The organism is Mesorhizobium sp. M5C.F.Ca.IN.020.29.1.1 (assembly GCF_003997375.1).
In the GTDB taxonomy this organism is placed as follows: Bacteria; Pseudomonadota; Alphaproteobacteria; order Rhizobiales; family Rhizobiaceae; genus Mesorhizobium; species Mesorhizobium wenxiniae.
This window is the reverse complement of record NZ_RZSW01000172.1, coordinates 1-11,080: the sequence shown is the minus strand read 5'-3', so window position 1 is coordinate 11,080 and position 11,080 is coordinate 1. Positions and strand designations below refer to the sequence as shown.

The 11,080-nt window shown below is 59.8% G+C and carries 14 protein-coding genes and 1 pseudogene; 2 read left to right on the top strand and 13 right to left on the bottom strand.

Features of this window, described 5'->3' with window-relative positions; genetic code table 11:
* Nucleotides 1-109: 109 nt before the first annotated feature.
* From EOA85_RS15770 to EOA85_RS15735, 7 genes and pseudogenes are all read right to left on the bottom strand, one after another.
* Nucleotides 110-397 (bottom strand): annotated as a pseudogene (locus EOA85_RS15770) (GIY-YIG nuclease family protein).
* 317 nt (nt 398-714) lie between these two features.
* Nucleotides 715-1,623 carry a nitrilase-related carbon-nitrogen hydrolase gene (locus EOA85_RS15765; protein ID WP_127210197.1) on the bottom strand — a complete coding sequence of 303 codons (909 nt, stop codon included), beginning with the start codon at nt 1,621-1,623 and terminating at the stop codon, nt 715-717.
* A 27-nt stretch (nt 1,624-1,650) separates the two neighbouring features.
* Nucleotides 1,651-1,998, bottom strand: a complete 348-nt coding sequence (locus EOA85_RS15760) for a RidA family protein (protein ID WP_127210196.1) — start codon at nt 1,996-1,998, stop codon at nt 1,651-1,653.
* 15 nt (nt 1,999-2,013) lie between these two features.
* Nucleotides 2,014-2,229, bottom strand: a complete 216-nt coding sequence (locus EOA85_RS15755; protein ID WP_281033742.1) for a hypothetical protein — start codon at nt 2,227-2,229, stop codon at nt 2,014-2,016.
* A gap of 81 nt (nt 2,230-2,310) precedes the next feature.
* Nucleotides 2,311-3,210, bottom strand: a complete 900-nt coding sequence (locus tag EOA85_RS15750; RefSeq protein WP_127210194.1) for a hypothetical protein — start codon at nt 3,208-3,210, stop codon at nt 2,311-2,313.
* Nucleotides 3,146-3,709: a hypothetical protein gene (locus tag EOA85_RS15745; protein WP_206523304.1), complete on the bottom strand. Its 564-nt coding sequence runs from the start codon at nt 3,707-3,709 to the stop codon at nt 3,146-3,148. Before EOA85_RS15745 ends, EOA85_RS15750 begins: the two co-directional genes overlap by 65 nt.
* A 553-nt stretch (nt 3,710-4,262) precedes the next feature.
* Entirely contained in the window at nt 4,263-4,505 is a 243-nt protein-coding gene (locus EOA85_RS15735) for a DUF6471 domain-containing protein (RefSeq protein WP_245485789.1), read from the bottom strand.
* A gap of 93 nt (nt 4,506-4,598) precedes the next feature.
* On the opposite strand from EOA85_RS15735, the gene EOA85_RS15730 reads away from it, so the two are divergent.
* Nucleotides 4,599-5,597, top strand: coding sequence for an IS1595 family transposase (locus tag EOA85_RS15730; RefSeq protein WP_127210200.1), 999 nt, complete (start codon nt 4,599-4,601; stop codon nt 5,595-5,597).
* Here the strand turns inward: EOA85_RS15730 and EOA85_RS15725 are convergent.
* Nucleotides 5,557-6,303 (bottom strand): hypothetical protein, encoded by a 747-nt coding sequence (locus EOA85_RS15725; RefSeq protein ID WP_127210188.1) that lies wholly within the window; start codon nt 6,301-6,303, stop codon nt 5,557-5,559. The two genes, EOA85_RS15730 and EOA85_RS15725, sit on opposite strands and share 41 nt — an antisense overlap.
* Nucleotides 6,304-6,587: 284 nt before the next feature.
* Here EOA85_RS15725 and EOA85_RS39000 point away from each other — a divergent pair, with 284 nt between their 5' ends.
* Entirely contained in the window at nt 6,588-6,908 is a 321-nt protein-coding gene (locus EOA85_RS39000) for a hypothetical protein (protein WP_245485788.1), read from the top strand.
* On the opposite strand, the gene EOA85_RS15715 is transcribed toward EOA85_RS39000, so the two are convergent.
* From EOA85_RS15715 to EOA85_RS15690, 5 genes are all read right to left on the bottom strand, one after another.
* Entirely contained in the window at nt 6,905-7,210 is a 306-nt protein-coding gene (locus tag EOA85_RS15715; RefSeq protein ID WP_206523303.1) for a hypothetical protein, read from the bottom strand. The two genes, EOA85_RS39000 and EOA85_RS15715, sit on opposite strands and share 4 nt — an antisense overlap.
* Before the next feature lie 188 nt (nt 7,211-7,398).
* Nucleotides 7,399-8,577, bottom strand: coding sequence for an FAD-binding oxidoreductase (locus tag EOA85_RS15705; RefSeq protein ID WP_127210186.1), 1,179 nt, complete (start codon nt 8,575-8,577; stop codon nt 7,399-7,401).
* 225 nt (nt 8,578-8,802) lie between these two features.
* On the bottom strand, nt 8,803-9,090 hold the full coding sequence (locus EOA85_RS15700; protein WP_127210199.1) for a GIY-YIG nuclease family protein: 288 nt from the start codon (nt 9,088-9,090) through the stop codon (nt 8,803-8,805).
* A 255-nt stretch (nt 9,091-9,345) separates the two neighbouring features.
* The gene (locus EOA85_RS15695; protein ID WP_127210184.1) at nt 9,346-10,314 is read right to left on the bottom strand and encodes a D-2-hydroxyacid dehydrogenase; all 969 of its coding nucleotides are present in this window, start codon (nt 10,312-10,314) and stop codon (nt 9,346-9,348) included.
* Between the two features lie 2 nt (nt 10,315-10,316).
* Nucleotides 10,317-11,080: pyrroline-5-carboxylate reductase (locus EOA85_RS15690; RefSeq protein ID WP_127210182.1), on the bottom strand; the 764-nt coding region annotated here is incomplete at its 5' end.

Sequence of the window (11,080 nt, the reverse complement as noted above, 5' to 3'; positions counted from 1 at the left end):
CCTCCACTTCGTCATCCCAGGGCGGAGCAAGGAGCGAAGCGACGCGGCGCAGACCCTGGGATCCATTCCGTGACATCAGCCGAAGAATGCAGCGGACCAGAACCGGACGCTACCAGCCCGTTCCGCGAAAAAGCTCGAACCACTCCGGATTGGTCTTCTCGATCAGCTCGATCTTCCATTGGCGCGGCCAACGCTTCAGCGACTTCTAACGCTGGATAGCGTCTCGAATGTCGAAATGTTCCTCGTACCAGACCAGACGCTGCACGCCGTAGCGGCTGGTGAAGCGCGAGCCCTGGCCGGATTTGTGCTCCGGCATGCGGCGGCCGAGGTCGTTGGTGACGCCGATGTAGATCGTGCCGCGCTTCTGGCTCGCGGTCATATAGGCATAGCCGGTCATGGCTGAAGGGTAACGAGCACAGTTGCGAATACAAGCACCGTTCTGAGCCGCTGCATTCTTCGGCTGAGGTAACGGAATGGATCCCAGGGTCTGCGCCGCGTCGCTTCGCTCCTTGCTCCGCCCTGGGATGACGAAGTCGTGGTGACTTATGCCCAATCGCCAGCGTCAGAGATGGCGGCTGGAGGCCGGCCGACGACCGTCCACAGCCGCTTTCAGGCTCAGTCTAAGAACCAAGTCCTCTGTGCAGAGGAACTAGTTTCGAAGTCCTGTGATGGTAACGCAATAACGGAACGCGAACGGCCAGCGACGCTGTCACCTCAAACCTGATCTGCGATCAGCCGATATTGGTCGGGCCGGCGATATCTGGCGAAGTCGAAATTCACCTTGCGGCAGACGGCGATCAGGTCGAGATCGGCGCGATGGACGATCACCTCGTCGTCGAGCGACATCGCCTGCGCCGCGATTTCGCCGGTTGGGGCGATGATGCAGGAGCCGCCGATCAAGGCCTGGCCGTCCTCGACGCCGGCCTTGGCCGCTGCCGCGACCCAGACCGTGTTCTGATAGGCGCCGGCCTGCATCGGCAGGTGATTGTGGAACATGCGCAGATGCGCCAGCGCCGGCGCCTCATCGAGCAGCAGCGGCGTGTTGTAGCCGATCAGGACAATTTCGGCGCCGTTGAGACAGAGCATGCGGTAGGTCTCCGGCCAGCGTCGGTCGTTGCAGATGGCCATGCCGACGCGCACGCCGCGATAGACGAAGACCGGAAAACCGAGATTGCCGGGCTCGAAATAACGACGTTCGAGATGCACGGTCGTGCCCGGTTCCGGCTCACTCGATCCCGGCACATGGATTTTGCGATAGCGCCCGACAAGCTTGCCGTCCTGCCCGACCAGATCCATCGTGTTGAAGCGGCCCCCGTCGTCGCGCGTCAGCTCGGCATAGCCGAGCGCAAAGCCTATTTTTAAGCGCGCCGCGGCGTCGTAAAGGCGCTGTGTCTGCGGGCCCGGCATGGCAGGCTCGAAGAACGCCTCGATCTCGGCCTGGTCGTCGATCCGCCAGCGCGGAAAGAAGGTTGTCAGCGCCAGTTCGGGAAACACTGCGATTTCAGCGCCGGCGGCCGCCGCTCTTTCCAGAAGCGCGACGAGCCGGTCCACCGTTTCGGCGCGCTGCGCGCTTTTCTGTATCGGGCCGGTCTGGCAGACCGCGATGGTCAGGTCTCGAGCCATGGCGTCGTCTCCCCAATAGATCGCAGTTCAGGCGGCAGCGGTCACCATGATCTCGACGCGGTAGCCGTCGCCGGCGAGCCGGGCCTCGACCGTTGCCCGCACCGGCATGGCGCTTTTGTCGATCCAGGCGTCCCAGGCGGCGTTCATCTTGTCGAAATCGGCAATGTCGCGCAGCCATACCGTGACGCTCAGGATCCTGGACTTGTCGCTGCCGGCCTTCGCCAGATAGGTGTCGATCTTGGCGAGCACGTCGCGCGTCTGCTGCGTGGTGTCGCCCGACAGATCGTCGGCCGTCATGCCGGCCAGATAGACAATGCCATTGTGGCTGAGCACGCGGCAGAAGCGTGGGCCATTCTCGAAGCGTTCGATCGTCATGCGGTCATCCCTTGCTCACGGTGCTTTTTCCCTACGCGCGGATTTCGTCCTGATCCGGCCAGGCGCAAGATCGCCCGCCTCGATGCCTTGGCGCAACAGCTCATCCGGCAAGCGGCCGGTGCCGATCAGGTCGCGACATGCCCTGGCCAGCGCCGGCGATGTCTTGATGCCGTAGCCGCCCTGGCCCGCCAGCCAGAAAAAACCCTCGGCCTCGGCGTCGAAGCCGACCACCGGCGAGGCGTCGCTGACAAAACTGCGTTATTATGGAGCAAACTCACCAAATATGATGTTTACGTCCGAGATATGATGGTGTTAACCGCCGGGCTCTACTGGCTTCTGTGGCTGTTGGCCTGGATCAGGCCGAACGGCTGGAGGGGATGCGGGTGGTTCGCTAGGTTTGGAAAGCCAACTTAGCACATAGTCCCGCGTATAACCCCCCACACCGAGCACTACCGGGAAAAGTGCTGTTACAAGCAGCACGAGGAGGGAAATCACGACGCCCCGCGTTATCGTATCCCACGCCATCTTTAGGCCGTCGATTGTAGGCTTTTGTTCCGCAAATTTTACGTCAATTTTGTTTTCGACTTCTCTTAGCCTCTCGCTCATGGCTTGGAGAGATTTAATCTCGCGGCTCATTCCGCGAACAATTTCATTGTCGATATCGTATACGCCGGGCTTGTTGAAAACGTATGTGGGTGCAGATGATCTATCCAGACTGCAGAACCATATCTTAAAGGCTGGGTCACCCTCGCAAAGCTGCACGGGCGATGGACTAGCATTGTAGACCGCGTATACGAGCTTACCTTTATATCCTGGATCAACGTGAAAGCCTGATACATTGATCAGGCCCTGATATTTGATCCGGGTGCGCATGGAGATAAACGCCATGGAATCATTGGGAATGCAAACTTCTTCACGGGTAAGAAGGAAGGCAAACTGCCCGGCTGGTATAGTAAAAGGCTCTTTATCGATAAGGTATTTTTTGCCTTGGTGCTCGCCAGACAGCTCGGCCGTCTTAAAGAGCACGTTACCCATGCGCAAATTGTATGCGTTTGCGTCGACTTGCTTATCGTCAAAATTCGTTATGACAGACTTGTTCTGGAGCAGCTTTTCGCCACTCCAGAAACCGCCAGAGCGGACAGGCCCACTAGTCCGAGATGTAGAATTGTCTGCCACGTAGCTCCCCTCGCCGCTGCCGTAGCTGTCCTTCAAGATCGATCTTGCGCTCGGCCGCCTGTTGGAGAGCCCAAGACATTATGTCCGCGTTCGCCTTGCGAGCGATCGGAATGAATTCCTCCATATGGTCGATCTTCTCGCAAGCGTCCGCAAATCGTCCGGCGGCATCGGCATAGGTCCGCAAGGGATCGATTTGCTGGGCTTCCTTGGTCAGGGCTGACGGCGCTTCGAGGTGCTGATGCATCGTATTGGAGGCGCTAAGCGACACCAATACCGTATCCACAATGGTCCGGTCATAGGAGATCGGCTCAGCCGACCCGCGCGCCAGCCGTCCAACATACTTCGCAAAATGCAGCCCATAGTGTTTTAGGCGGTCATTTTTGGTAAGGTGGAGGATGTCGGTGTGATTGCGCGCATCATGCCGGTACTGGTCCTGCTGAAGGCGCAGCATGTCTGCGTCTGTAAACATCTCAGCAAAGCTCCCCTTGGCCGTCCCCGCCACCCAGCGTTCGACCTGTATACCGCTGCGAATCACCGCTTGGCCGTGTACGCGAGGTTTTCCACAAATTAAAGGGCATGGGAATCCCCATAAATTGACCATGGTAAAGGCTTCGCATCAGTCTTCACATAGAGGGGATGTTTCGGAGATCGATCCTTATTTACCCCAAGCGCATAAAGTTGACTGCCGACGCCTTCAATCAGTTGGACTAAGGATGCGATCCTCGCCCTAGCCTGTGTCCGCTTCGCGGCGGGCGGACTAATGCGGCCCCACGCGGCGATGATCATACCGCCATTTCTTGAAACTTCCGCGACGACAGACCGAATATGGGCGTCGTTTTCGGGTCCAATAGCGTCCTCAGCGCCCCACAGTTCGCGCGGCTTGGTCGCAACCCAGGCCCAAGGGTTTACGAAAATCAGCCTTCCGTAACCAAGGTCTCGGGCAAATCCGATCCCGCGTCGGGACGTTGCATCGTCGGCAGTCGCGCCGGCTGTGCTTGGATTGTGGAGAATAAAGCCCAAGGGTGGTCCCTCGCCAATGTGCCGTTCGAGCCGATAGCGATATTTCCCACATTCAGAAAAGATTGCGCTCATGCCTCTAGGCTGACCTGTCGGACTCCGATCACGTCCATGCACATCATGAAGAACGCGGCGGTGAAGCTACCCCGGCTTATCTTGTTTGCCAGATTGCGCTCGCTTTCGTGTGCGCCCTTTTCCTTCAATCTCTCGGCTAGCGCGGCATAGGTTATGCCCCGGCGCTTCAATTCGCCTTTCAGTATGTTTTTCGCCTGTTCCTCATAAGGCGCGGTCGGGGAATTGGCGGCCATCATCATTTCTCCAGAAAAAACATCGCAAACGATGATATATACACTTGCATGTGCTGGTTCAATGTCCTATATACGATGTGCAACATCACCGGATTTGATATGTCTCAGCATTTCCTCCTTTCACCGCTGCCAAGACCCCTCTCATTGGTCAAGGTCATGCGCATGTCGGATGCGGAAGCCAGGAATGCATTCCGCAAGATACGCTGGTCCGAAACGGACGGCGATCCGGTTTGCCCGGAGTGCGGCGGCTGCGATTCCTACGATCTGAAAAGCCGTCAAGTTTATAAGTGCAAGGCTTGCTACAAGCAGTACAGCCTTACCTCTGGCACGATCTTCGCCAGCCGCAAGCTGGCCGTGCGCGATATCCTCGCCGCGATTGCCGTCTTCATAAACGGCGCAAAGGGTTACAGCGCCCTTCAACTCTCCCGCGACCTCTCGGTTGACTACAAAACGGCCTTTGTGATGCTGCACAAGGTCCGTGAAGCCATAAAGCTTGCCCGCAACGAAGGCGCACTGTTTGGCAACGTCGCTGTTGATGGTACCTATTTCGGTGGTTACGTGAAGCCGGCCAACCACAAGGCGGACCGCAAAGACCGCCGCCTTGCCGCCAATCAAACCGGCAAGCGCCAGTCGGTTATCGTTGCTCGCGAAACCGATGGCCGCACTCTCACGCATGTTGCGCGCATCGAGGCTGACGGCGTTGCCTTCGTTGCGGCCAACGTGAAGCACGGTTCAACCGTACGCGCGGACGAAGCATCCCATTGGGACAAGCTGGCGGCTTACTTCCCGATAAAGCGCATCAACCACCAAGAGGCTTATTCCAAGGACGGCCCTTGCACCAATGCCGCAGAATCGTTTTTCTCCCGCATCCGCCGGGCCGAGATCGGCATTCACCACCGCATCGCGGGCGACTATCTCGGCTCTTATGCGGCCGAAATGGCATGGCGGGAAGATTGCCGCCGCGAAGCGAACGGCACTCAGTATGCGATGGCCGTCAGCGCCATCAGCATTGCGCCGAAGTCGGATCAGTGGTGCGGTTACTGGCAGGCCGCAACGCCTAATGCTGGTCGTGGCCCTCATCGAAGCCGAGAATTCTAGCGTTCGCACGGCGCTGCATTCTTCGAACAAAAAGCTTCAAGTGGTCCTCTAGATCCTCAAAACTCTCGGCCGACAGATTTACAGGGAACGTGATGGTCACGTCCCCCTCGTCCAATGCAATGATTTCCTGCCGCATCCCCGGCTTAAGCGGCGGCTCGCTTGTCTCGGCTCGACGCTGAATCGGACGTGATGGCTCCGGAGCCTGCATCATCTCATCCTCCATAAGGGTTGGAGAGTGAGGGTACCCCTTCTCCATAGTGGTCGCAAGCGCGATTGTCGCAAGATAGGTCTTTGCGGCTTTCGCGGCCCCGTCCGGTGAGAATCCCCGTTTAGCAAGCCAATAGCGAAGATTGCTATCGCTCGGCGGCGTCGGAAACTCCTTTGCAATTTCCCGAAACAGGCTTGGTTGGAATGCCATCCGGCGCAGCGCCTCCACTCTGTCCACAGAGTCCTCCGGAGCCATGAGCGCGGTAAGTGCATCGTCAGTGATTCGGTTCTCGTCGCCGGTGCCATCAACGAGACCGTAAGCGCGTAATGCGCCAATCTTCCCTAATGCAGGTCCACTAAGGCTATCGTGCCCCAGGTGCGCCGCCAGCGCCGATCTAGACACTTTGTTCCGCCCGTCTTTTTCATAGAGCTTTCGGGCCATGGTGAGGGCACCGGCCAAGTCGACAACGGGGTAGTTTGGGCTGCGAACGTTAGCCATGGGACGCTCTCCGATTCTTTCGTGCGATTATTCTCACCACCAAGTAGAATAATCAAGAGAAGAAAATCGGAAGCTAACTCAGAAGGCCCGTGTCAGGCGGCCCTTTTTCAATATGCTTCAAGTCGCCGGGGTTTCCCCCGGCGATTCGAGCATTGGAGATGCGATGGAACCCATATGACCGCTTCCTGATCTGACGAGGTTTGCCGACCTGGTCAGTTTCAGCAGCCGCCGCTGGGCGGTAGGTGCCGGGGCGCAAATGCCTCGGTGCCACGCTGGGTCCGGAAATGGTCCCGGATCATAAACCGTGGCCGAATATCGGCGCACATGAACGCAACGACAATGATTCATCTTCGAATCAACGTCAACCGGTATTCGGTCGCACCCTTTTCGTGAAAGGAAAAGGCAATGCAAGACCGCAAGGTAACACCGGATATATGGTCCCGGTGATCAAGTTGGCCCGTCAGAAGCGAATCCCGTATTCGTGGATTTCGGGCTATTACCCCGGCCTCAACTTTGGCCGGATTGCCGATGGGATGAAGGGACGCAAGTTCCCCGAAATTCCGCCGGCGGCTGAACTTCCCGCCGACTTCCCGATGGCGGCTTAAGCGAAAACGGATCGGGGCGGCCTACTGGTCGCTCCTTTCAGTCTCCACAGCTTATACGGCCCGTTGGTGTCGTGGTCTTCCGTCTTGCCGCACTCCTCAATCAGACCTTGGCCGACACAGACCTTTATGCAGGCGCCGATGCGCTTCCTTATCGTCGTGTAGGTCGCCTCGTCCGCGACAAGGCCACGGTCTGCCACCCACATCTCTGTGATCTGGCGCGATGTGAGCGGTCCCGTAGCCTCGCGCACGGTGTTGAGCAGGAAGCGTTTCACCGAACCTTTCTCGGCGCGGCGCTTGGTCACGTACTGCTTTATCGGGGAAGTGTCAGCGTTCGGATCAAAGATCCGGATTGCCGCGTCGAGGTGATCTATATCGACCGTCAGCTTTTTGATCTCGGCGCGGTATGATAGACAATGCCATTGTGGCTGAGCACGCGGCAGAAGCGTGGTCCGTTCTCGAAGCGTTCGATCGTCATGCGGTCATCCCTCACTCACGGTGCTTTTCCCTCCGGCGCGAATGTCGCCCTGATCCGGCCACGCGCAAGATCGCCCGGCTCGATGCCTTGACGCAACAGATCATCCGGCAAGCGTCCGGTGCGGATCAGATCGCGACATGCCCTGGCCAGCGCCGGCGATGTCTTGATGCCGTAGCCGCCCTGTCCCGCCAGCCAGAAGAAGCCTTCGGCCTCGGCGTCGAAGCCGACCACCGGCGAGGCGTCGCTGACAAAACTGCGCAGGCCCGCCCATTGATGTTCTATCCGGCGCACGTCGATCGTCGTCGCCCGCTGCAGCCGATCGACGCCGACGGCGACGTCGAAATCGTCGGGATAGACGTCCATCGGCTCGCTCGGGGTCGCATCCGCCGGCGAGACGAAAATCCGGCCGGCGTCCGGCTTGAAGTAGAATTCCTCGCCGACATCGTTGACCAGCGGCCAGCCGGCAATGGCGACGCCATCCGGTGCCGCGACATGGAACGCGGTGCGCCGCTTCGGCACGAGGCCGATCGGCGCAACTCCAGCCAGGCCGGCGATCCTGTCCGCCCAGGCGCCGGCCGCATTGACGAGGATCGGCGCGGCGAATAGCCCTTGGCTCGTCTGCAGGATCCAGCGACCCTTGTGCCGCTCGATCGCGTCGACGCTTGCATTGATGACGATCCGGCCGCCACGCTTGCGCGCATTGCGCAGGAAACCTTGATGAAGCTCGTTGACGTCGATCTCGCGACAGTCCGGTTCGACGAACGCACCGGCGACATAGTCGGATCGCAGCGCGGGCACGCGGGCCAACGCCTGTTCGGGGCTGACCCGATGGATCGACGGCACGAATTGCCTGGCCCTTTCGAGTTCTTCTTCAAGCCGGCCGAGCTGATCCTGGCGCGCGATGGTCAGCATGCCACGCGGAAACATCAAGGGGTGATCGCAAAAGCCCTCGGGCGGCGCTTCGAGAAAAGACCGGCTGGCGATCGCCAGCCGTCGGATGACGGCGTTGCCGTAATTCTCGGTAAAGCTCGCGGCCGACCGGCCGGTGGAATGGTAACCGCAATGGCTTTCCCGCTCGAGCAGGATGACCGACGAGACCGCCGCCAGCTCATAGGCCGCACTCGCCCCGGCAATGCCGCCGCCGATGATCGCGATATCGGCGTCCTGTATCGAGGCGCCGTCGGGAGACTTCATCGCTAGTTCCTCTGCACAGTGATTTGACAGGTTGGGCCGATCGGCAGCGACCGTCGACAATTCCTCTCAGCCAATTTCAGTGGCAAATCGCAAACCTCTAGGATTGGCTGAAACATCCCTCCCTTCGTCATCCCAGGGCGGAGCAAGGAGCGAAGCGACGCGGCGCAGACCCTGGGATCCATGCCGTTCCCTGGCGGCAGTGCTCCAGCGGACCAGAGCCGAAGGCTACCACCCGGTCCCGCGAAAAAGCTCAAACCATTCAGGGCTGGTCTTCTCGATCAGCTCGATCTTCCATTGGCGTGGCCAGCGCTTCAGCGACTTCTCGCGCTGGATGGCATCGCGAATGTCGAAATATTCTTCGTACCAGACCAGACGCTGCACACCGTAGCGGCTGGTGAAGCGCGAGCCCTGGCCGGATTTGTGCTCCGGCATGCGGCGGCCAAGATCGTTGGTGACACCGATGTAGATCGTGCCGCGCTTCTGGCTCGCGGTCATATAGGCATAGCCGGTCATGGTGGAAGGGTAGCTGGCACCGTTGCGGATGCAAGCACCGTTCTGAGCCGTTGCATTCCTCGGCTGAGGTAACGGAATGGATCCCAGGGTCTGCGCCGCGTCGCTGCGCTCCTTGCTCCGCCCTGGGATGACGAAGGTGTGGTGGCTTATGGCTAATCGCAAACGCTCGAGATTGGCAGGAGGAGATCGGTCGGCGGCAACCATCACAGCCTCCTTCAGGCTCAGTCAAAGAACCAAATCCTCTGTGCAGAGGAACTAGTAACCGCGCATTGGATCGACAACGCCGAGCAGCTTTTCGCCGCGCCGATAGCGGCTGAGATTGTCTGCGAACATATCAAGCGCTTTCTCCTCCCAGCCTTCATAGACCGACGAGCAATGCGGCGTGACGATCACGTTCTCATAGCCCCAAAGTGGGTGATTCGCCGGCAGCGGCTCGGTCGAAAACACATCGAGCGCGGCACCTTTGATGCGGCCGCCGTCGAGCGCAGCCACGAGTGCTGCCTCGTCGACGACGCCGCCACGCGAAACGTCGATGAGCACCGCCGACGGCTTCATCGCGGCAAACGCCGCAGCGCCGATCAGCCCGCGCGTCGCCTCCAGCAGCGGCACGCAACAGGTGATGAAGTCGGCCCGGCCCCAAAGCCCCGGCAAGGACTCGATGCCGTGAACCTCGTCGACATCGGCGGTTGCCCTGGGATGCGCACGCACGCCGAGCGTCGTCAGTCCCAGGGCCTTGGCGCGCCGGGCCAATACTTGCCCGGTCCTGCCGAGGCCGAGCAGCAGCAAGGTCTTGCCCTGGATCGGCTCGACCGCCCCGGTGATCCAAGTCCGGGCGCGCTGATGCCTGGCGAAATTTCGAAGGCCGAGCGAGAAGGACAGCATCGCCCCCAGCGCGTATTCGGCCATCATGTCGGCCGCGACCCCGGCGGCATTCGTCACCGTCACCTTTTCGGGGTCCCAGGGACCCAGATGATCCGTCCCCGACCCGCCGACCGACACCCATTTCACCGTCGGGCTCTCCAGGAGAGCGGAGCGCGGGAAACGCGCCGTACCGTCGAAGCGCACCGAATAGACGATCTCGGCTTTTGTCTGTTCTATCAGGGCGGCCAGGCCGGCGTAGCTGTCACAAGGGTAGACCGACAGCCCCGGATGCGTTTCCCGCAACAGCTTCATCGCCACCGCCGGCGCGTTGGTGTGAAGGATTACGGCAGGACCAACTGTCATCGTCACGATCGAGGGCCAATGCGCGGCGCTGCTCCTGCCGCGATGCGCCGATGCACGCCATCCAGGCTTTCTGCGAAGGCATCGAAGACATTCCCTGCCGTGAGCTCGCGCACAACCTGTTCGTTGATGCCGCCGCGCGTTGCATAGTCTTGCGCCAGATCCATGAAGCCCATATCCGGCGTTGTTTTCGGTGCGTTTGCCAGCGCTTTGAAAATGGTGGCGATGTAGTCGTGCGCCCGCGCGTCGGCGACGCCATGCTCTGTCAGCCATCCATGGATTGTATCGAGATATTTGAAATAGCTGGCAAATGTCGCGGTAACGACGCTCAGCGCGTCGAACTCGCTCGGATCATCGACCTCGATCACCTTTCCCAGTCGGCCGAAAAACGCCGCCACGCGCCGATCGGGCGGGCAGATGATTGTCGCTCCCTGCCTGTGAGCGATCATCGGCATGGGAAGTGCTTTCGTCACCTGCTCCACGGGAGCGATCAAGGCGGCTATTTCCTCGCGCGACAGGATGGCGATCAAGCTGACGACGTGATGGTCCCGACGAAACTGCAATCCTGCAAGCACGTCATGCGCAATCTGCGGCCGAACCGCCAGCATGATGGTATCGCAACTGTCGAGGACGGCCTGATTATCGGGTGCAACGCGGACATCCGGAAAGCGAAGCGCCAGGCCGGCAGCGATTTCTTGATTACGAGGCGACAGCAGCACCGATACGGAATTGTCCGCGGCGGATTTAAGTCCGCTGACAATCGCTGACG

Bases quoted from the DNA above. Each gene is read 5' to 3' on its own strand.
- EOA85_RS15765 (WP_127210197.1), bottom strand. From the start codon at position 1,623: ATGGCTCGAGACCTGACCATCGCGGTCTGCCAGACCGGCCCGATACAG.
- EOA85_RS15760 (WP_127210196.1), bottom strand. From the start codon at position 1,998: ATGACGATCGAACGCTTCGAGAATGGCCCACGCTTCTGCCGCGTGCTC.
- EOA85_RS15735 (WP_245485789.1), bottom strand. From the start codon at position 4,505: ATGATGATGGCCGCCAATTCCCCGACCGCGCCTTATGAGGAACAGGCG.
- EOA85_RS15730 (WP_127210200.1), top strand. From the start codon at position 4,599: ATGTCTCAGCATTTCCTCCTTTCACCGCTGCCAAGACCCCTCTCATTG.
- EOA85_RS15725 (WP_127210188.1), bottom strand. From the start codon at position 6,303: ATGGCTAACGTTCGCAGCCCAAACTACCCCGTTGTCGACTTGGCCGGT.
- EOA85_RS39000 (WP_245485788.1), top strand. From the start codon at position 6,588: ATGGTCCCGGATCATAAACCGTGGCCGAATATCGGCGCACATGAACGC.
- EOA85_RS15705 (WP_127210186.1), bottom strand. From the start codon at position 8,577: ATGAAGTCTCCCGACGGCGCCTCGATACAGGACGCCGATATCGCGATC.
- EOA85_RS15700 (WP_127210199.1), bottom strand. From the start codon at position 9,090: ATGACCGGCTATGCCTATATGACCGCGAGCCAGAAGCGCGGCACGATC.
- EOA85_RS15695 (WP_127210184.1), bottom strand. From the start codon at position 10,314: ATGACAGTTGGTCCTGCCGTAATCCTTCACACCAACGCGCCGGCGGTG.